The 21,965-nt window shown below is 35.6% G+C and carries 17 protein-coding genes and 1 pseudogene; 10 read left to right on the top strand and 8 right to left on the bottom strand.

The window, feature by feature from the left end; genetic code table 11:
* Positions 1-19: 19 nt before the first annotated feature.
* Both ntdP and MHB61_RS03830 read right to left on the bottom strand, forming a co-directional pair.
* Positions 20-550: a nucleoside tri-diphosphate phosphatase gene (ntdP, locus tag MHB61_RS03835; protein ID WP_003130958.1), complete on the bottom strand. Its 531-nt coding sequence runs from the start codon at positions 548-550 to the stop codon at positions 20-22.
* A gap of 164 nt (positions 551-714) precedes the next feature.
* A pseudogene (locus MHB61_RS03830) lies at positions 715-1,620 on the bottom strand (metallophosphoesterase).
* Between the two features lie 116 nt (positions 1,621-1,736).
* Here MHB61_RS03830 and prfB point away from each other — a divergent pair.
* The 3 genes from prfB (at position 1,737) to ftsX (ending at position 4,781) form a co-directional block, all read left to right on the top strand.
* Positions 1,737-2,834: a peptide chain release factor 2 gene (prfB, locus tag MHB61_RS03825; protein WP_003130963.1), complete on the top strand. Its 1,098-nt coding sequence runs from the start codon at positions 1,737-1,739 to the stop codon at positions 2,832-2,834.
* Between the two features lie 326 nt (positions 2,835-3,160).
* Positions 3,161-3,853 (top strand): cell division ATP-binding protein FtsE, encoded by a 693-nt coding sequence (ftsE, locus tag MHB61_RS03820; RefSeq protein ID WP_003130964.1) that lies wholly within the window; start codon positions 3,161-3,163, stop codon positions 3,851-3,853.
* A complete protein-coding gene (gene ftsX / locus MHB61_RS03815; RefSeq protein WP_010905664.1) occupies positions 3,846-4,781 on the top strand; it encodes a permease-like cell division protein FtsX in 936 nt (311 codons plus the stop codon). The genes ftsE and ftsX overlap by 8 nt, the downstream gene beginning before the upstream one ends.
* Positions 4,782-4,882: 101 nt before the next feature.
* Here the strand turns inward: ftsX and nrdF are convergent, their stop codons facing one another.
* From nrdF to plsY, 5 genes are all read right to left on the bottom strand, one after another.
* Entirely contained in the window at positions 4,883-5,860 is a 978-nt protein-coding gene (nrdF, locus tag MHB61_RS03810) for a class 1b ribonucleoside-diphosphate reductase subunit beta (protein WP_003130966.1), read from the bottom strand.
* 349 nt (positions 5,861-6,209) lie between these two features.
* On the bottom strand, positions 6,210-8,378 hold the full coding sequence (nrdE, locus tag MHB61_RS03805) for a class 1b ribonucleoside-diphosphate reductase subunit alpha (protein WP_003130967.1): 2,169 nt from the start codon (positions 8,376-8,378) through the stop codon (positions 6,210-6,212).
* A 135-nt stretch (positions 8,379-8,513) separates the two neighbouring features.
* The gene (nrdI, locus tag MHB61_RS03800) at positions 8,514-8,936 is read right to left on the bottom strand and encodes a class Ib ribonucleoside-diphosphate reductase assembly flavoprotein NrdI (RefSeq protein WP_003130968.1); all 423 of its coding nucleotides are present in this window, start codon (positions 8,934-8,936) and stop codon (positions 8,514-8,516) included.
* A gap of 1 nt (position 8,937) precedes the next feature.
* Positions 8,938-9,156, bottom strand: a complete 219-nt coding sequence (locus MHB61_RS03795) for a redoxin NrdH (RefSeq protein WP_012897612.1) — start codon at positions 9,154-9,156, stop codon at positions 8,938-8,940.
* A 173-nt stretch (positions 9,157-9,329) separates the two neighbouring features.
* Positions 9,330-9,971, bottom strand: coding sequence for a glycerol-3-phosphate 1-O-acyltransferase PlsY (plsY, locus tag MHB61_RS03790; RefSeq protein WP_003130972.1), 642 nt, complete (start codon positions 9,969-9,971; stop codon positions 9,330-9,332).
* A 274-nt stretch (positions 9,972-10,245) separates the two neighbouring features.
* On the opposite strand from plsY, the gene parE reads away from it, so the two are divergent.
* The 5 genes from parE (at position 10,246) to parC (ending at position 16,945) form a co-directional block, all read left to right on the top strand.
* Positions 10,246-12,180 (top strand): DNA topoisomerase IV subunit B, encoded by a 1,935-nt coding sequence (parE, locus tag MHB61_RS03785; protein ID WP_003130974.1) that lies wholly within the window; start codon positions 10,246-10,248, stop codon positions 12,178-12,180.
* A 204-nt stretch (positions 12,181-12,384) separates the two neighbouring features.
* On the top strand, positions 12,385-12,924 hold the full coding sequence (locus MHB61_RS03780) for an isochorismatase family cysteine hydrolase (protein ID WP_003130975.1): 540 nt from the start codon (positions 12,385-12,387) through the stop codon (positions 12,922-12,924).
* Positions 12,917-13,750, top strand: coding sequence for a 3'-5' exonuclease (locus tag MHB61_RS03775; RefSeq protein WP_003130976.1), 834 nt, complete (start codon positions 12,917-12,919; stop codon positions 13,748-13,750). The genes MHB61_RS03780 and MHB61_RS03775 overlap by 8 nt, the downstream gene beginning before the upstream one ends.
* Positions 13,747-14,196 carry a GNAT family N-acetyltransferase gene (locus MHB61_RS03770; protein ID WP_003130977.1) on the top strand — a complete coding sequence of 150 codons (450 nt, stop codon included), beginning with the start codon at positions 13,747-13,749 and terminating at the stop codon, positions 14,194-14,196. The genes MHB61_RS03775 and MHB61_RS03770 overlap by 4 nt, the downstream gene beginning before the upstream one ends.
* Before the next feature lie 274 nt (positions 14,197-14,470).
* Positions 14,471-16,945 carry a DNA topoisomerase IV subunit A gene (gene parC, locus MHB61_RS03765; protein ID WP_137016168.1) on the top strand — a complete coding sequence of 825 codons (2,475 nt, stop codon included), beginning with the start codon at positions 14,471-14,473 and terminating at the stop codon, positions 16,943-16,945.
* A gap of 25 nt (positions 16,946-16,970) precedes the next feature.
* On the opposite strand, the gene MHB61_RS03760 is transcribed toward parC, so the two are convergent.
* Positions 16,971-17,876, bottom strand: coding sequence for a magnesium transporter CorA family protein (locus MHB61_RS03760; protein ID WP_003130981.1), 906 nt, complete (start codon positions 17,874-17,876; stop codon positions 16,971-16,973).
* 214 nt (positions 17,877-18,090) lie between these two features.
* Between MHB61_RS03760 and MHB61_RS03755 the strand changes: the two genes are divergently transcribed.
* Positions 18,091-21,372, top strand: coding sequence for a KxYKxGKxW signal peptide domain-containing protein (locus tag MHB61_RS03755; protein ID WP_003130982.1), 3,282 nt, complete (start codon positions 18,091-18,093; stop codon positions 21,370-21,372).
* Positions 21,372-21,965, top strand: a complete 594-nt coding sequence (locus MHB61_RS03750; RefSeq protein ID WP_003130983.1) for a hypothetical protein — start codon at positions 21,372-21,374, stop codon at positions 21,963-21,965. Before MHB61_RS03755 ends, MHB61_RS03750 begins: the two co-directional genes overlap by 1 nt.

Here is a 21,965-nt window from a genome sequence, read left to right as displayed (position 1 = left end):
ACTGACAGAAAGTCAGTAACTATTTTTTTAACTGATGATAACGATTGTACCAAATCTCGACGTACTCTTTAGAAAAAGGTCCTTTTTCATTGTTAATCCAGTCAACAAGAATTTTGACATTTTCTTTTAGAATATGATCAATTTCTTTTGGATAGTGCATTTTGCGGCGGTGGCGTTCATATTCTTCAACATCGAGTAATTTTTTTTCTCCATCTTTGAAGACCTTCACGTCAAGGTCGTAATCAATATATTTCAGCGCTTCGTTATCGAGGACGAAGGGGCTCGCTAGATTGCAGTAGTAGCTAACGCCTTCCTCACGAATCATAGCAATGATGTTAAACCAAAACTTTTTGTGGAAGTAAACAATAGCAGGTTCGCGTGTCACCCAACGACGGTCGTCAGATTCTGTCACTAATGTGTGATCGTTTACTCCAATAATTGAATTTTCATTTGTTTTTAGAACCATCGTATCGCGCCAAGTGCGATGAAGATTCCCATCATGTTTATAGCTTTGAATCGTGATGAAGTCGCCTTCTTTCGGAATTTTCAAGGCTATTCTCTCTTTCTCAATTCAAAGTTCTCATCTATTAATATACCATTTTTTAAATGAAATTTACAGTAAAAATGTTTAGTTTAAGCAATAAATTACTAATAATTGTTCGGATTTTTTTATTTTTATGTAGTAGAACTGTGTTTTTATACTATCAAGAAATATTAGTCATCCAAGTCAAAAATTGTCAAGGCAGACTGAAATTCTTCCCACAAATGGGCTTTACGAAATTTTAACCAATCGGAACTTTTGCGGATCGCATTGTATCTTTTGCGCAAATGCCAGTTTTCGGCAATTTGATACTGCGGATATTCTTCTAAAAAGTGATTAATCATCTGCTATTCATAAGGATAGCCTAGTGGATGAGCGTGATAGAGGACTTTATCAAAAGTTAATGGCAAGCGTCTTTGATGAAGATGACCAAAAATAACATCACTGATTTTGGGAAATTTCTTAAAGGTTTCATGAAAATGTTGCGAACCTAAGTAGGCATTAAATCGGGCAAATTTTTCATAACGAGTATTAATGATAAATTGCTGATGAGGAACGAAATGAGTACTGACAATAATTCTATCAATCTTAGGATTTGCTGATAGTTCTGTCAGTAACTTTTCTAATTTCTGTAATTCAAGATTTGTTATCTTGGTATCATCAAATTGACGATGAATTTTTCTATCAAAATAAAATGAATTTTTAAAAGCTATGATTTTTTTTATATCAATTTTTCCAGTCATGAAAGAATAATCATACCAACCGTGGAAACTGACAAAAGCAGTAGAAGCAAAAGTTTTTACTTGAAAATTACTGACAGAAATTTCTTCTTCAGAAAGACCAACCATATCGTGATTTCCAAGATTGTAAGTGACTGATAGCTCTGTCAGTAATTCTATTTGCTTGAAAAATGGTTCGGAAATTCCGTGAAAATCATTTGAAATATCACCAGCAAAATGTAAATCTGTAATCTTTAAATCCTTTAAAAGAGACAGAAAAATATCAATTTCTTCTTGAGAAAAATGATTAGAATCCATATGAAAATCAGAAATCACAGCCAAGCGTCTTTTTTTAGTCATAATAAAATTATAGCATGTGATAGAAGTTCTATCTAATAAATAAATTTTTGATGAATCCTTATCTATTGAATAGCTTACTTTAGGCTTATAAGTGGTGAATATGGTATAATGCTACTATGGAATTATCAGAAATTAGAAATTTACTTGAAGGATATGCTGAGAAGATTAATGGCTTTCGGGAATCATTAGATCTTGAGCGTTTGGAAGAAGAAATAGCTCTTTTAGAAAACGATATGGCTCAACCTGAATTTTGGAATGATCAAGCAGCGGCTCAAAAAGTGATTGATGAATCAAATGCTTTGAAAGCCAAGTATGACAATTATCAAGCGATGAATAATATGCTTGAGGAAGCGCAAACGATGCTTGAGATGCTTCAAGAAGAAGCTGACGAAGAGATGCAAGCTGAGTTAGAGGAAATGACAATTGCGCTCGGTCAAAAAATTGAATCTTATGAGCTTGAAATTATGCTCAATCAACCTTATGACCATATGAATGCTGTTCTTGAAATTCACCCAGGTTCTGGGGGAACAGAGTCGCAGGACTGGGGCTCAATGTTGATGCGGATGTACACTCGTTGGGGCGAAGCACATGGATTTAAGGTTGAAATTCTCGACTATCAAGACGGAGATGTTGCCGGATTGAAATCAGTTGCCCTTCGATTTGTTGGACGAAATGCTTATGGTTTTTTGAGAGGAGAAAAAGGAGTACATCGTTTAGTACGTATTTCACCTTTTGATTCAGCCAATCGTCGTCATACTTCATTTACCTCAGTTGATGTGATGCCTGAGTTGGACGATTCTATTGAAGTAGATGTTCGTGATGCCGATGTTAAAATGGATACTTTCCGTTCGGGTGGAGCTGGTGGACAAAATGTCAATAAAGTCTCTACTGGTGTGCGTTTGACTCACATCCCAACGGGAATTGTTGTGCAATCTACAATGGATAGAACGCAATATGGTAACCGGGATAAAGCGATGGCTATGCTGAAATCGAAACTCTATCAATTAGAAATGGATAAAAAGCAAGCTGAAGTTGATGAACTTCGTGGCGACCAATCAGAAATTTCTTGGGGAAGTCAAATTCGTTCATACGTATTCATGCCTTATCAATTAGTTAAAGATACGCGTACTGGTTATGAAACTGGACAAATTTCAAATGTGATGGACGGAGAATTGGACGGGTTTATAAATGCCTATCTCCGTTGGAACTTGTAGATTATAAATTAAAGTTTCGTATGTTTGAAATGTTTACGAAATATTAAAGTTATTAATGAAAAGGTTATAAAATAAAAGTGCCACCTAAAGCACTTTTATTTTGATATAATTATAAGAGTTCAATTGATGATTCATTCTATGAAGCTGTCAGTAGGGCTAAAAGTTCTGTTATTTTAGAAAAAAAGAAAAGGTACATGTGTGCCCGTTTTCTTGTTTTTTGAGAGCAGGATTTAAAAACATCCATAGTGATTAAAAAAATGGATTTTACGGACGAGGCTTAACGTTTGTTAGGACTTGGAAGAAAAATCTAGCATAGGAAAGGTACTATGAGTATTATAAAATTAAGCAACGTTTCCAAGAAATATTCTAATGGAACAACGGCTTTGCGTAATATCTCGCTTGAAATTGAGCCGGGAGAATTTACCTATATCGTTGGTCCATCAGGAGCCGGGAAATCGACCTTTATCAAACTACTTTATCGTGAATTAAAGATTGACCGTGGTTCTGGAACAGTTGCGCAATATGATTTATCTAAATTAAAACGTCGTGATGTGCCAATGCTTCGTCGCTCTGTTGGAGTTGTTTTCCAAGACTATAAACTTTTGCCAAAGAAAACTGTTTTTGAAAATATCTCCTACGCCATGGAAGTTATTGGGAAAAGTCCTCGTGAAATTAAAAAACGAGTGAATGAAGTGCTTGACCTTGTTGGTCTGAAACACAAAATTCGTTCATTTCCAAATGAACTCTCAGGTGGGGAACAGCAGCGTGTAGCAATTGCTCGTTCAATTGCCAATGCACCAAAAGTATTGATTGCTGATGAACCTACAGGGAACTTAGACCCTGAAAACTCTTGGGAAATCATGAATCTGCTTGAAAAAATTAATCTTCAAGGGACAACCATTTTGATGGCAACCCACAATAGCCAAATCGTTAACACTTTAAAACATCGTGTTATCGCAATTGAAAACGGACGAATTGTCCGCGACCAAGAGGAAGGAGTTTACGGCTACGATGATTAGAAATTTCTTCAAACACCTTTTGGAGTCGCTCAAAAACTTAAAACGTAATGGTTGGATGACAGTTGCGGCTGTTTCATCAGTAACAATTACTTTAGTTTTAGTTGGACTTTTCCTTTCAGTTATCTTGAATACTTCAAAAATATCTAATGGGATTGAAAACAATGTTCGGATTGTTGCCTACATGAAATTAGATGTTCATGATCAAGAGACAAAAATTCAAGATCCAAAAGATAATAAAAAAACAATCAATAATCCTGACCACCTGAAGATTTACGATTCAATCAAAAAAGTTCCTAATGTAAAAACAGTTGAATTCTCAAGTAAAGAAGCTCAGTTGAAAGAACTGACAAAGGCCTTAGGAAATAACTGGAATCTCTTTAAAGGTGATGCCAATCCACTTTACGATGCTTATATTGTTGAAGCTGATAAACCAGCAAATGTAAAATCAGTCACTTCAAAAATATCAAAACTTTCAGGAATTGAAAAAGCTACTTATGGTGGTGCAAATACTGCAAAACTTTTCCAAATTGCTCAGGGAATTCGAACTTGGGGAACTGCAGCGGCTATTCTGTTAATTTTCGTTGCTGTCTTCTTGATTTCTAACACCATTCGAATTACTATCCTATCAAGACAACGTGAAATTCAAATTATGCGTCTGGTTGGGGCTAAAAATGGTTATATCCGTTGGCCTTTCTTCTTGGAAGGCGCTTGGGTTGGACTTTTAGGTTCAATTATTCCAGGACTTATTGTTGCTTGGGCTTATCGTCTTGCTTTTGTTAGCTTGACACCAAGTCTTCAGTCACAAAAACTTGCAATGTTTGCTCCTAAAGAGTTCATTCCTGCAATAGTTGGATTGATGGCCGTGATTGGTATTTTGATTGGTTCATTTGGAGCCCTCTTATCAATGCGTCGTTTCCTTAAAATTTAATAAAAATAAAAGAGAAGTTAAATCTTCTCTTTTTTTGCTAAAAAAAGCTGTCAGTAAATAAGTTTTTACTTATTTACTGACAGACTCTTAAATTTGTTTAATTAGATCTCATAATCTTCATCAGACATGGCTTCCACTTCACCAAGAAGGTATGAATTACCAACTTGTGAGAAGAAGTCGTGGTTTGATGACGAAGTTGAAATTCCATTCATAACCACTGGGTTAACGTCTGCTGCGGTATCAGGGAAAAGTGGATCTTGTCCAAGATTCATCAAAGCTTTATTGGCATTATAACGCAAGAAAGTTAAAACTTCATCAGTCCAACCAACTTTGTCATAAAGTAAATGAGAATATTTTTCTTCATTTTCATAAAGTTGATAAAGCAATTCATACATCCAATCACGGAATTCACCTTGCTCATCTTCAGATAACTCATTAAAACCAAGTTGGAATTTGTAACCAATATAAGTACCGTGAACTGACTCATCACGAATAATTAATTTAATAATTTCCGCTGAGTTAATCATTTTGTTATTTCCAAGATAGCGCAAAGGGGTATAGAAACCAGAGTAGAAGAGGCAAGTTTCAAGGAAAACAGAAGCCACTTTCTTTTGCAAAGGAGTACCAGATTCATAAATTTTATTGATGATTTCGGCTTTTGTTTGCATATAAACATTGGTATCTACCCAATTAAAAAGTTCTTCAATTTCTTTTTTCGTGTTTAGAGTTGAAAAAATTGTTGAATAAGACTTTGCATGAACAGATTCCATAAATTGGATATTGTTGAAACAGGCAATTTCTTGAGGTGTTCTTGCATCATGTTTGAGCACTTCAGCACCATCAACAGATTGCAAAGTATCAAGCAATGTCAAACCAGCAAAGGCCTTAGCAAAGGTATCACGTTCCAATTGAGGAAGTTTACGCCAGTCATCTAAATCGTTAGATACAGGAACACGAGTATCTAACCAAAATTGACTTGTTAATTTTTCCCAAGTATATTTGTCAATAGAATCCTCAATAGAATTCCAGTCAATGGCACTGTAATAAGTGGGGACAGTAAGATTTTCAGTTTCAGACATATTTTAAGATATGAGCCTGCTTTAAAAAGGGCAAACTCAATTCCTTTCTCTCATTTATTTACTGACAGAAAATACTGTCAGTATTTTTAGCTTAGTCATAAATTCTGTCAGTAAATTTTCACTTACCAACGAAGCTGTCAGTAAAAATAGGGACTCATTAGACCAAAAACTTTCGATAATTTATCAAAAGTTAATGTCAATAATCGTTTTAGAACATTTCGCAAATGCTTACCCCATTTTCATTCATTGATGATACTTTAATGAATGAAAACAAGTAAGAAAATAGAAAGTCCGTCTTAGCGGCTTCCGTAGAAGCAATAGATGCTTTAGCACCAATGCTTCTGTTGTATTAAATAACGCAACTTTCACATTGGTTAGCACCGACTTCTTCTTGGTCGTCAGTAAATGTACGAATGTAGTAAATTGTTTTGATTCCTTTTTTGTAAGCATAGTTACGCAAAATAGACAAGTCACGAGTTGTCATTTTATTATTTGCCACTTTCCATTCATAGAGACCTTCAGGTAAAGTTGAACGCATAAATAAAGTGAGTGACAAACCTTGGTCAACATGTTCTGTAGCAGCTGCATAAACGTCAATTACTGCACGCATATCTGTATCATAAGCTGATTTGTAATAAGGAATTGTTTCAGTGGCAAGTCCAGCAGCTGGATAATAAATTTTCCCAACTTTCTTTTCTTGACGTTCTTCGATGCGATTGACAATTGGGTGAATAGAAGAAGAACAGTCATTGATATAAGAAATAGAACCATTTGGAGCCACAGCCATACGGTATGAATTATAGAGTCCAGAAGTTTTTACTGTGTCACGTAAAGCAGTCCAATCCTCGATTGTTGGAACAGCAATCCCTTTGAAAAGTTCTTGAACTTTAGAAGAGACAGCTGCAAAATAATCATGTGTTAAATATTTATCAAAATAAGAACCATCAGCATAGGCAGATTTTTCAAAATTCTTGAAGCTAGACCCTTTTTCAACAGCTAATTTATTTGAAGCCACTAAAGTATAATAGTTCAACAACATGAAATAAACACTAGTAAATTCAACGGCTTCTTTGCTGTCATAATGAATTTGATTTTGTGCTAAGAAAGAATGTAAGCCCATTGCTCCAAGCCCAATCGCATGCATTTCATCATTACCTTTACGAACAGTTGGAACAGTATCGAGGTTTGAAGTTTCGGAGATGAAAGTTAAAGCGCGAACCATTGCTTCAATAGAAGTTCCAAATTCATTGCTAGAAGTCATCATATTCAAAACATTAGTTGAACCCAAGTTACAAGCGACGTCAGTTCCAACCACCTTATAAGTTTGGTCATCGTTCAAAACAGAAGGCGTTTGGACTTGCAAAATTTCAGAACAAAGGTTAGACATTGAAATTACACCATCAACAGGGTTAGCTTGATTGACTGTGTCAACATTTACGATGTAAGGATAACCAGATTCTTGTTGAAGTTTTGAAAGTTCTTGTTCAAGTTCACGGGCATTAATCGATGTTTTACGAATTTCTGGATTGGCTACCATTTTGTCATATTCAGCTGTAATATCGACTTCGGCAAAAGGTTTACCATAATATTTTTCAACAAAATATGGCTCAAAGAGATACATTGTTTCTCCCTTTTTAACCAATTCATAGAATTTATCAGGAACAGTAACCCCAAGAGAGAGTGTTTTAACACGAATTTTTTCATCCGCATTTTCTTTTTTAGTGGACAAGAATTCCATAATATCTGGATGGAATAGTGATAAATAAACAACACCAGCACCTTGACGTTGCCCCAATTGATTGGCATAAGAAAAGGCGTCTTCAAAAAGTTTCATGACAGGAACGACACCAGCTGCCACTCCATCGTAACCTTTGATAGGTGCACCAGCAGCACGTAAATTAGTCAAGTTTAGACCAACACCACCACCATTTTTAGAAAGTTGCAAGGCAGAGTTAATTGTTCGTCCAATTGAATTCATATCATCAGTTAATTGTAGAAGGAAACAAGAAACAAATTCACCACGACGCTTACGTCCAGCATTTAGAAAAGTCGGAGTCGCAGGTTGATAACGACGATTAATCATTGCAAAAGCAAGATTATTAGCTAATTTTTCATCGCCGTCAGCCATGTATAAAGCATTCATTAACACACGGTCTTCAAAATCTTCAAGATAGAGAGAACCGTCATTGTTTTTCATGGCATATTGATTATAAAATTTGTAAGCAGCCATAAATGAATCAAAATGAAATTCAAATTTACTCAATTCTTTCCGAAGATTGGTAATAAATTCGGGTTTATATTTTTCAAGAAACTCAGCTTCTAGATATTCTTCTTTAACGAGCCAATTGAGTTTATCGATATATGTATCGGCTTCATAACGATTAGGTTCGACATTTTCTTTAAAAAAAGCAGTAATTGCTTCTTTATCTTTAGCAAGAGGAATGCTACCATTAACGGGAATATTAATCTCGTTATTAAGCTTGAAATAAGTTACATCTTTAAGTTGTTTTAGAGACATAAGTGACCTTTCTTAAAGCGTTCAACCATAAAGAACAGAGGGATGAACTCTAATATTATAATAAGTTCAAACTAATTAATAGAAATAAAAAGTTAAAAATAAAGAGGCTTCACTCATTAAGGTGAAGCCATAAAATCACAGCGGATTTTTGAAGGTGACTTTCGCTCCTTTGTCAAGCTGTGTAGCGAGTTTTTCGACAGCAGCAACATCGGCTGGTGTACCATTAAACTCAAAATCATATAAAAGCGGAATTTGGTATTTTGCAGAAAGTTCTTTAGCAGTAAAAATATAAATACCTGCGAAATTACGATTTCCTGTACCAATAATTCCTAGACAATGTTTATAATTATCATTATAAGCCATAAAGTCAAAAACAGGGTCCATAACATCTATTGATTTAGAAACAGTTGGAGATTCTTCGGCATAACTTGGCGTTATCAAAAGAAAAGGTTCATTCATTTCTATATCATCGTCAGGACTGATTTCGACATTTGGTAAGTTTGTTTTGGAAACAAAGCGACGTGTTTGCCCAGTCACACTGAAATAAGCAAGTTTCATATTAAGCCAACTTTGCTAATTCGCTAGGACGGAAACCAGAGAAGGCAAAGTCATCTTTAGTAATGACAGGTGCAGCACGAAATCCCATTTCAATCACTTTTTCAACAAATTCAGGTTGTTCATCGATATTGATTTCATCGAAGGCAATTTCATGTTCTGAGAGCCATTTTTTGACCATTTTGCATTGCATACAATTGTTTTTAGAATAGACTGTAACCATTTTAAATCTCCTTTGAGGACAAACGTATTTTATTAGTGAGAGTAAAAAGTCTTTGACTTTTTCTCAACTTTTTATAGTCTTATTTTATCGTAAAAAAAATATCTAGTCAAATTAAAGATACTAGATATTGTGTTGAATTATGTAAAATTATAAAAATAACACAACATATTGTGCTATTTTTCTTTTTGTTTTGATAAGTTTAAACCAAATGGGACAAGGGATTCGCAATGATTTTTGATTCTTTTGAGATTTGTTCTATGTCGTAAAATAATAATAATTGCTAAAACAAAAATAATAATTGAGAATAAAAGGTCGTAGGAAGTAAGAATAAATCCGATGCTAGGGAAAATAAGAATTCCCAATGAAGCAAATACAGCACCTATCACACTAGAGAGACTAATCATGCTAAAAAGCCATAGGACAATGATAAAGACAACAAGAAGGTAAATTAAGAAGAGCGGACTAAATCCAAGAATCACACCAGCAGAAGTTGCAACAGCTTTACCACCTTTAAAGCGGTCGAATATTGAAAAAGTATGTCCAATGACAGCAAGAAGACCGAAAATTAGAGGTGAAACACCATTGATATGGAAGAAAAGGGGTAAAAGAGTAGCAAGTGTCCCCTTTAGTAAGTCAAAAGCAAAAACTGAAATTCCTGCCTTTACACCTAGAATTCTAAAAGTATTGGTTGTTCCAGTATTTCCTGAGCCATAGTCATGGAGATTTTTTTTGAAAAAAATCTTGCCAATCCATAAGCCAAATGGAATTGCCCCTAAAAGATAGCTGGCAATGAGAAGAAGAATAATAGTAAGCATAAGTTCTCCGAAGTTTATTTCGTTTAAAATCGATAATCTCTTTTAACTGTACAATTATATCATATTTTTAATAAAGATTACTGACAATATTGAAACATCTTCACTTACTTTTGGAAAAATTCTCACTATTAGATGAAAAAATTGTCAGCAGTCCTTTGACAAAGCTTTCTGAACAAGGTACAATAATCAAGATGAATATTTTTTATTAGCTCATTGTGGATAAAAAAATAGTGATTTAGATAGAAGATATAGGCTTTCGATGAGAGGAAAATAAATGGTAATAGATATTAATAACTATGATGACAGTGCGATTCAGGTTCTTGAAGGATTGGATGCTGTCAGAAAACGTCCAGGAATGTATATTGGATCAACTGACGGAACTGGTTTGCACCATTTGGTTTGGGAAATTGTAGATAATGCGGTTGATGAAGCTTTATCTGGCTTTGGTAACAGAATTTCAGTGACCATTAATGCTGATGGTTCTTTATCAGTAGAAGATGAAGGACGGGGAATGCCAGTTGGGAAACACGCCATGGGTATTCCCACTGTGGAAGTAATTTTTACTATTTTGCACGCAGGTGGTAAATTTGGTCAAGGGGGTTATAAAACTTCTGGTGGACTCCATGGTGTTGGATCTTCAGTCGTAAATGCCCTCTCGACTTGGTTAGAAGTTGAAATTACTCGTGACGGGACTGTTTATCGTCAACGTTTTGAAAATGGTGGACATCCAGCGACAACTTTAGTAAAAATTGGGAAAGCACCAAAGTCTAAAACAGGGACTAAAGTTACCTTCATGCCGGATTCTAGCATTTTTTCGACAACAGAATTTAAATATAATATCATTTCAGAACGACTAAATGAGTCTGCTTTTCTTTTAAAAGAAGTGACGATTAGTCTTGAAGATAAACGAACAGATGAAAAAGAAGAATTTCATTATGAAAATGGGGTTCAAGATTTCGTTTCTTATCTTAATGAAGATAAAGACAGTTTGACTCCAGTTCTTTATTTTGAAGGAAAACAAGATGGTTTTGAAGTTGAAGTTGCCCTTCAATATAATGATGGCTATTCAGAAAACATTCTTTCATTCGTCAATAATGTCCGAACAAAAGATGGCGGAACGCACGAAGCAGGTTTGAAGACGGCAATTACGAAAGCAATGAATGAATATGCTCGTAAAGTAAATTTACTCAAAGAGAAAGATAAAAATCTCGAAGGTTCGGATTATCGTGAAGGTTTGACAGCCGTCTTGTCAGTTTTAATTCCTGAGGAACATCTCCAATTTGAAGGACAAACCAAAGATAAATTGGGTTCTCCTTTAGCTCGTCCAGTTGTTGATTCTTTGGTTTCTGAGAAACTAAGTTTCTATTTGATGGAAAATGGCGAATTAGCGCAAAATTTGATTCGTAAAGCAATCAAAGCCCGTGAGGCTCGTGAAGCGGCTCGTAAAGCGCGTGAAGATTCACGAAATGGAAAGAAATCTAAAAAAGACAAAGGACTTTTGTCTGGTAAATTAACCCCTGCTCAAACAAAAAATCCAAATAAAAATGAACTTTATTTGGTCGAAGGAGATTCTGCCGGAGGGTCCGCTAAACAAGGAAGAGATCGTAAATTCCAAGCCATTTTGCCTTTGCGTGGTAAAGTCATTAACACCGAAAAAGCTAAGATGCAAGATATTCTCAAAAATGAGGAAATCAATACAATGATTTATACCATTGGTGCAGGCGTTGGGGCAGATTTTACCTTGGCCGACCGTAATTATGACAAAATCATTATTATGACCGATGCCGATACTGATGGAGCACACATTCAAACGCTCTTATTGACTTTCTTCTATCGCTATATGAAACCATTGGTTGAAGCGGGTCATGTCTATATTGCCCTTCCACCACTTTATAAAATGAGTGAAGGAAAAGGCAAAAAAGAAAAAATTGAGTATGCTTGGACAGATGGTGAGTTAGCAGAACTTCGCAAGCAATTTGGTAAAAATGCTAATTTGCAACGTTATAAAGGACTTGGAGAAATGAATGCTGACCAACTTTGGGAAACAACAATGGACCCAGAAACTCGGACATTGATTCAAGTGACCATTGATGATGCAGCTCAAGCAGAGAAACGTGTTTCAGTACTGATGGGGGATAAAGTTGAACCTCGTCGTAAATGGATTGAAAATAATGTGAAATTTACAATGGAAGAAGAAACAGTATTCTAAGTTACTTTCTTTAATAATTAACCTCGATTTTTCGAGGTTTTTTACTTTAATTTATGATGTAAGTATCACTATTGCTCACTTTAGGTGTAACAACAAGCCTATTCGTAAGCCAGCAAAGCTAGCAAGAGAAACTTTGTTTCATTTTGTTAGCTATGATATAATGGAAGAAATTCTAAAAGAAGATAAAAAACGAAAAGAGAAAAAATGCAAAAATCAGCTTTAATTATTATTGATTTGCAAGCATTCATTAAAAAATTAGCGAAAGATGCTGTTCCTTATGGCTGGGATAAAATTATTGAAAATAATCGAGCTTTAATTTCTGCATTTGACCAAAAAAATCAGCCAGTTTATATTGTGACTGTTGAACCAAAAATACTTTGGCAATCAGCTAAAAAAGCTTTTTCTCGGATGATTTTGCAAGATGAATTGGATAAAAATCCAAGATTACATCAATTAGTAAAATATGGGCCGTCAGCATTTAAACAATCTGATTATGGCTTAGCCGACGAGTTGAAAAATAATTCTGTCAGTAAAATTTATGTTTCTGGTGTGTCTATGAGTAATGGAGTATTAAAAACAGCCAGAGATGGGGCGGACTTGGGATTTGAAGCGATGATAATTGAAGACGCCTGTGCTGACAGAAAGTTAAAAAACTTCCAGAAAACAAAAACTGACGAAATACCAAAATTTGGGAAATTAATTAAAACAAAAGAAATTATCGAGGAACTGAATAAAAATGTCTGAGAAATATGTCGTATTTGACTTTGAAACTACAGGATTTTCTGCACAAAAAAATGAAATTATTCAAATTGGAGCGGTAAAATATGATGAGAATAATCAAGAGCAAGCTAGATTTAATCAGTTAGTAAAAAATCAACGCTCTTATGTCTCAACTGAAATCACTCAATTGACTGGCATAAAACCAGCTGATTTGTTAAATCAACCAACGATTGAAGAAATTTTACCTGAATTTTTAGACTTCATCAAAGGTCATTTATTAGTGGCTCATAATGCTCCTTTTGATATTTCTTTTCTTTATCAGGCCATTATTGATTGTGCAATTACTGATGTTGAGGCTTTTCGTGTCTATGATACTTTGGCAGAAAGTAAAAAGTTATTAACTATGTCTTCTTATGCTCTAGAAAATTTTAAAGACCTACTAGAAATGAATGATTTACGTTCGCATGATGCGCTCAACGACTGCTTAATCACGGCAAAACTTTATCAATATTTACAGAAAATTGAAGAAGTTGAGCTGTCAGTAGAATCAGAAGTTACTGACGAACTCGGTCAGTTAGATTTATTTGGTGACAGCTCTGATGAAATTACTGACAGCCTTCGCAGAAAGTTAAATTTACCAATCACCAAAGCTTTAGTCTATTATCAGCAAAATCTTGAGCGAAAATGGGAACGATTTGAAGTTCTTGGAATTTCGATTGAACGAGAGTACTCCGTAGGTTCGAGTTTAAATATTCGTTTACATAATTCAGAGAAAGTGAAAATTCATTCTGATTTTCTAAAAGAAATGCAAAAAGCCAATTTCGTGACGATTATGGAGGAAGAAAAATGACAGCAATTTGGAAAGAAAAAAGTTTTAATCAACTTACATTAGATGAGATGTATCAACTTTTAAGCCTGCGTACTGCTGTCTTTGTTGTGGAGCAAAACTGTCCTTATCAAGAGCTTGATGGCAAAGACCAAGTAGCCAAACACCTCTGGTTAGAAAATGAAAATGGTCAACTGATGGCCCTTTGTCGCCTACTTCCCAAAGGGATTTCATTTGCAGAGGCTTCAATTGGGCGTGTCCTTGTCAATCCTGAATTTCGTGGACAAAATTTGGGAAGAGGACTCATTGAAAAAGCCTTAGAAGTCCTTAAAGAAGATGGGGAAGAAGCAGTAACAATTGAAGCACAATATTATTTGCGTGATTTTTATGCTTCATTTGGTTTTGTTGAAAATTCTGAACCTTTTTACGAAGATGATATTAAACATGTCAATATGATTTTGAAATTCTAAGATGAAATAATTTACTGACAGCTTTGTCAGTAATTTTTTCACTTCAAATTAAGCTGTCAGTAGATTTTAAAGAGATAAACAATCTTATCAATTTTGACCAATAAATAATTTGTAAGTTTTTTTCGTTTTGATTTTGTGGTAGAATAGAAAAAGTGATTTTATATTGTAGAATGCCAAAAGCAGAGAACTGTCAGTAAAAATCAAAGATTTATTTATAAATTAGCAAATAATTAATTAAAAAAGTAAACAAATTTTCTAAAAAGAAAGTTAAAATATGTCAAACATTCAAACCTTACCATTAGAAGATATAATGGGTGACCGATTTGGTCGATATTCAAAATATATCATTCAGGAGCGGGCCCTTCCCGATATCCGTGATGGTTTAAAACCGGTACAACGCCGTATTCTTTATTCAATGAATAAAGACGGAAACACATTTGATAAGTCTTATCGTAAATCAGCGAAATCAGTCGGAAATGTCATGGGTAATTTCCACCCACATGGAGATAGCTCAATTTATGAAGCAATGATTCGGATGAGTCAAGACTGGAAGATGGGCGAACCTTTAATCGAAATGCATGGTAATAATGGTTCAATGGATGGTGACCCACCAGCCGCTATGCGTTATACTGAAGCCCGTCTTTCAGAAATTTCAGGCTATCTTTTAGCAGATATTGAGAAAGATACAGTAAGTCAAGCTTGGAACTTTGATGATACTGAGAAAGAACCAACGGTTTTACCAGCAGCTTTCCCAAATCTTTTAGTCAATGGCTCAACCGGGATTTCAGCTGGTTATGCGACAGATATTCCACCTCACAATTTGGGGGAAGTCATTGATGCAACCATTCATATGATTGACCATCCTAAAGCTGATGTAGAAAAAATCATGGAATTCTTACCAGGACCAGATTTTCCTACTGGTGGGATTATTCAAGGAAAAGGCGAAATCAGAAAAGCTTACGAAAAAGGAAAAGGCCGCATCGTTGTTCGTTCAAAAGTCGATATTGAACCAATGAAAGGCGGTCGTGAGCAACTTATTGTTACTGAAATTCCTTTTGAGCTCAATAAAGCAAACTTAGTCAAGAAAATTGATGATGTTCGTGTCAATGCTAAAGTGCCCGGAATTGCAGAAGTCAGAGATGAGTCAGACCGTGAAGGGCTTCGGATTGCAATTGAATTAAAGAAAGAAGCTGATAGCCAGCTTGTTTTGAATTACTTGTTTAAAAATACTGATTTACAAGTGAATTATAACTTCAACATGGTCGCAATTGATAATATGACTCCTGTTCAAACCGGTGTCTTACAAATGCTCCGTTCTTATGTCAAACACCGTGAAGATGTTATCGTTAAACGTTCACAATTTGATTTAAATAAAGCAGAAAAAAGACTTCATATTGTTGAAGGGTTGATTCGCATGGTTTCTATTTTAGATGAAGTGGTCGCAACGATTCGTGCTTCAGAAAATAAAGCAGATGCCAAAGAAAATATCAAAGTTTCATTTGGATTTACCGAAGAGCAAGCCGAAGCCATTGTTACTTTACAACTTTATCGTTTGACCAACACCGATATTGTCACTCTACAAAATGAACAAGCTGAATTAGAGCAAAAAATTCTCGAACTTAAAGCGATTATTAACGATGAACGTACCTTGTTTAATTTAATGAAACGCGAACTTCGTGAAGTTAAGAAAAAATTTGCCAAACCACGCCGTAGCGAATTACAAGATGAAGTTCAAACTATTGAAATTGAAGCGAGCGAATTGATTGTGGCAGAGGATACTGTAGTTTCAGTAACTCGTTCAGGTTACATCAAACGTACTTCACCACGTTCATTTGCTTCCTCAGCACTTGAAGAAATTGGTAAACGTGATGATGACGAGCTCCTTTATTATGCCAATGCTAAAACAACTCAACATCTCTTACTTTTCACAAATCTTGGCAATGTCATTTATCGCCCAATACATGAACTTTCTGATATCCGTTGGAAAGATATTGGTGAGCATCTATCTCAAAGTCTCTCTAATTTCTCAGCTGATGAGAAAGTAATTTTTGTTCAGATTGTGGACGAATTTGCTGGTGAAAATCTACTGGTTGTCACAAGAAATGGACAAATAAAACAAATTGAACGTGAAAGTTTCTCCCCTTGGCGGACCTATCGTTCAAAATCTACTCCATATGCTAAACTTAAAGGAGAAGATGATGAAATTGTTCTAATGACTCCAGTTCAATTTGCAGACCTCATGCTTATTTCTGAAAATGGTTATGCCCTTCGCTTTAATCTTGATGACGTTCCAGTTTTGGGTGCTAGAGCTGCAGGAGTCAAGGCCATGAATCTCAAAAATGGCGATAAAATTAAGTCCGCCTTCTTTGTTAACTCAAATAGTTGGTACCTTTTGACTCAACGGGCATTTATCAAACGTGTTAAGACGGATGATATTCCGGCCACCTCACGTGCTAACCGTGGCCTTCAAGTACTACGAACATTGAAGACAAATAATCATACCGTCTTTGCAGCCGGCTTAATCAATTCAACTGCTGATTTATCAGCATTGACCGAAGAATTAGATTTGTTCAGTCAAGCTAAAGCACCAGCGACAAAAGAAACTGATGAACAAGTATTAGAAGTTATCAGTGAGACTGGCAAGAAATACGATATCAATTTGTGCGATTTATCATTATCAGATCGAACAAGCAATGGACATCCAATTGCTGATGATCTTGAAAAAATTGCAAGCGTAAAAATAAAATAAAAAAAATCAGCTTTGGCTGATTTTTTTATTGTCTTCGACCAATAATATAACGAAAGAGTGCCGCGTAAAGTAGCCAAAGAATAATACAAGCACCAATAATCCAAACCCAAGCATCTTTTTGGTTAGTAAGTGGAAGTGGTACATTCATTCCAAAAAAACCAGTGATGACTGCTAATCCTGCCAAAAGTACAGAAACAATTGTCAAAGTTGTCATATTATCATTCAAATTATTATTAAGGACATTATTATAAGTTCCTGCTAATTGTTCAAGAATTTGAGCATTAAGGTGTGTCATACTGGCAAGCTGTTGTGCTTCGATAATTGCATCTTCAAGCTGCTCTTTTTCAGTTTCATTGAACTGTCTGTAAATACTTTTTGTTTTAAGTTGTTCAAGTAGTAGAGTATTTTGGTTGGCACTAGATACAATATACAGCATTCCCGTTTCAATATCAGAAAGGGCCAACAAATTTTTCTTTGTTGTTTTTTCACGCAACTTTTGATTAATTTCTTCTTTTGATTTATCAATTTGTTCTAAGTAAGGAAAGAAAGCCTCTGAAATCAAAAATAAACTGATGAAAAGAAGATGATAAACTGTTTCTGGTTCATTTTGAAAACAATATTTTTTAATTTGATTAATTAAATATTCATTTTCTGGATGATAAAGAGTAATTAATCGATTTTTTTGTGCTACAAAAGTAATGGGAACCGTCTTATAATGAACTTCTGAATTGAGTAAATCCAGACTATTGAAAATCAGTACAAAGTCTTGACTATCAGGGATGAACTCCGTGTGAGGACGTTCATTTTTATCTTCGGCATATTGAAGCGTTTCTAAGTCAATACCATAAGTAGCAAGTTCAGAAGTATTTCTAAGGTCTTCGACATTAAAAGAAAGCCAAGTGAGTTGAGGGTTTATTTTTATTTCTTGCATGATAAGATATCCTATGTTCTAATAGAGCCATTTTAGCAAAATTGTAATTTTTGAGCAAATAAATAAAAACAAAATTTGATTAATAACTTCTATAATCTGCGCGTGATTTCATTTGATTACAAAAACATTTCTTAATTTTACAATTTGTTTTTCTTGTGATATACTGTTTGAATAGTCAGAATAGTAACACAATTAAAAATGGGAGATTTTAGCATTGGAAAAACAAAAACATCATTTCCGTACGTGGAAGTCAGGTAAAATCTGGCTTTTTAGTAGCGGAATACTTTTAATTTTTGTTATTGGAAGTATAGGATTGACTGCTCAAGCAGACGAAGTCCCTTCTAATACAGAAACAATGACACAAAGTAGTGATGTGACGACTCAAAGCAGTCCTGTAAGTCCAACTGTGAATTCTTCTCTTGCCGCTTCTGACTCGACAACTGAAGAACCAGCAGTAGTATCAAATATGGAAAATACAGCTCAAGTTTCAAGTTCCACAAATATTTTAACTACTGAAAGTTCAACCGTTGATACAAATTCGCCTACTCAATCGAACCAAAACTCAATCGCTATATCATTAACAAAAGCAAGTAGAGAAAGTTCGATAAATGAACCTGCGTCAACGATTGCAAATGAAACTACTACAACAGCAGATGTCACTACTCAAACCACAGCGACACAAGCTCAAACTAGTGATCCAACGACGAGCTTATCATCAGAAAGTCAGGGAAAACCAACAAATCCCTCACAATCAAAAAGTACAGAAATTACAAACATTCAAGTTACAGGAGCAGTAGATAACAATGCCACAGGTTCTGCTGTTTTTGATGGTGTTAATATCACGCTTCAGGGAAAAGACATTACCGATGATAATCTTCTTGATCCTAGTGGGCTACATTGGTCAGAACAAACCCAAGTCATTGCCATAAAAGGCACAGCTACCGGACAACTCAATCAAGAAAATTTTGGAGTACAAGATGGTCCAATCATTCCCGCTACCACCTATACCATGAATGACGGAGATAGTGGGCGTATTACCTATGTCGGAAAATCGCTCTCTGGTCTTGACCTTGATATGATTTATACAGTAGCATCAAGTGATAAAGACAGTTGGCAAGCCAATGAAGGAGCAGAAGGAATTCCGCAAGGACTTACTTTTACTGGCGAACAAAATATCGCGGAGTCAGGCGGAAATTCTATTGTTTGTCTATACAATGGGGCAAATGCGCTTAGTTTGATTTACCAGATTGTCAAACATGATACGACGACAGAAGTTCCGGTTGTTGCTTCATTTATCACGACAGATATTGACAATGCACAAGGCGTCCAAACAAACCTAGCGAATCTCGTGACCATTTTACCTCAAACGACCAATCTCAAACAAGATGGAGATACTATCTACGACGCTTCGCCGAATTATCCAGGGTTAGATGGTGTGGCTAGTCTTCCTTATGGTGGTTATTTGGGTGCTGGATTTGTTTCAGAGTTCTATTACAATTACTATGCACCAGCACCCGAACGGGCCGATGACAGCTATTTCTTTGCACAAGGTGTTCGTTATGACTTGTTTGGCTCAGCGCTACAAGCTCACATGAACACTCAAATTCGCCAAAATTTCACAGTAAATTATTACGATGAGTTTGGACATAAAATCCAAGAGACTGACCATTATCTTGGATTTACAGGACAAGATTACAATCTTCCTATCCCAACGATTAAGGGTTTTGGCTTTGTGAATTTAACCGAGAATGATGCTAGTAAGAACAACCCTGTCATCAACCTCATCTATAATCATAATTTGCCCACTTATTATGGGAACCACAATAATAATATTTATTATCAAGGGACAGCTTATACGCCTAGTTTCACAATTGGTTACCAGAACATAGGAAACCCTGAGGCAAGTATTACTTACACGCCAGTTAATAATGGTAAGGCAAGTTCTGTCACTCTTCCTCTGATTATGGCTGGCGGAAAAACGGATATTATCTATCCAAACTATAATAGTGTAGCCAATAATAAGACCGTTCCTAATGTCGTATCAGGCGTAGATTACTATTACATGGCAAAGAATTTGGGCATCACAGTAGATCAGGCAAAAGAATTATACTCTGATTTATATGTGGCCTCTACCAGCCTTGAAAAAAATCCTAATGACGGTTTTGCGGATTATTTGGCTGGAGTACACTATGGAGGGTCAGATTTTGGGAGTTTACTTCAAAAACCATTGAATGCACTACCCAATGGACTAAATTATAGTTCTGGAACTAATTATCAGTTCAAGGAAATAGTCGAAAAAGTTTCGACAGTAGATTTATCACACTTAGGCACCTCCATTGCCTCTTATAATCAGAATGGATTAACAGGCATACTAGGAGATGGATTAGCAGGGCTCCCCGTTAGATGGGTAGGAAATCCATATGCTGGAGTGTTTGGTGGAATTTCATTTTTTGAAGCAAATAATACCAAGCTGATGAGTAATAGTTTGATTGGTGATGTTCTTACTAATATGGGTAACTTTACCACGAAATCAGGAAGCGCAGATGTCAATGCAGATATGGATGCTTATATTTTAACTCACTATCCAGGTTTTGCGAGTCTTTCACAAGCCGCTGCGATGGCTAAGTATTATAGCATGGCTAACCTTAACATGGAAACTCGTGAAACGATGTACCTTCAATCAATGTCAGGTACGAAAGGAAATTCTGGAATACTTTTAGGAAGTGCAGCTCTGGTATTCTTGAGTCTGAGTTCAATGGCTTCTGTGTACGGGCTGGCAGGTCTAGCCAAAGGTTTGAAAGATGGATTTACTGGCAAAGGCGGGGGAATCATTAACAATGGCAAAATGACAGGACAGCTAGTAGGGCAGTTGGTTAAGATAAATATCAAAGCAGCCCAAGGGCTTATGAAATCCACGGCTACTGTTATTAAAAATGCAAGTTCTCATGCGATAACCGCAGTGAAAAATGCAGCCTCAGCATTAAAAAATCAAGCGATTTCTCATTATCAAAATGCGACAAAGACAGTTGCACAAGTTTTCAATAGTTTCAAGGCAAAGGCAATCGCAGTAGGACAAAGCGTAAAAACTTTTATCAACCAAGGTGTAAAAACGGCTCAAAAAGCACTCAATACTGCAATACAAGTTGCTAAGCAAGCGGCTCAAAAAGCTGCACAGCTCGCTTCGTGGGTCAGTCAACAAGCAAGCAATGCTTGGCACGGAGTTCAAACGGCCTATCGAACTGTAAGCTCATGGGTGGGAAATGTCTATAATAATTATGTTGCTCCTACTGTCAATTATGTGACCAATGCAGTTTCAAACGTCTATAATCGCTATGTTGCACCCGTTGTTAATACCGTGGTAAATGCAGGTAAGTCATTGATTCACACGGTTGGTGGATGGATCAATTCAGGAGTACATACGGTTGTAAATATTGCTTCCAATATAGGAAAAACGGTTTCCAAAGTGACCAAAACCATAGGAAGTTGGTTCCACTGATGATGAAAAGAAAAAAAGTCATACTGATTTTAACCGTCTCATTTTCATGTCTAGCACTTTTCATTGGTACATTATCATTTGTTGGAGGAAACCTAGGGAAATATTCCATATACTATGCCCAAAATCTTCCTCATGAAACAGGAACAAACTCCGTAATGACTGCTGTATTTAAGCATTTAGGAGATGTTTATATTCCGTACAATTCTTTGGATAATGATGGAAATAAAATGCTAGAAACCGAGGACAAAACCATTCATTATCAAGCAGGAGGAATGTTCAGTCCTACTATGATAACTGTAAAATCTACAAAGGATGGCGATGTCTTGTTATCTTTGCAAAGTGATTCCCAATTTCCATATTGTATTTATGATTTTACAGAAAATACTTATTATGGTTTTAACCGAGCAGGAACTCTCGTTGCTGAATTTATTGATAGCAATACCAATGTTCTAAGTAGTCATCGAGTTTCAGCTTTAAATACGGTTAATAAGTTGCAAAATGAAATGTATGGCCCAATTATTTCTCATAGAAAAGTTCCAAAAATAAACCTTCAATTTATCTATAATTTTGTGAATGAAGGCAAATTCAAATAG

It is taken from the genome of Lactococcus sp. FSL K6-0773 (assembly GCF_038006485.1).
Taxonomy (GTDB): Bacteria; Bacillota; Bacilli; order Lactobacillales; family Streptococcaceae; genus Lactococcus; species Lactococcus lactis.
The sequence above is the reverse complement of the archived record's forward strand: the minus strand, read 5'-3'. Positions and strand labels throughout refer to the sequence as shown.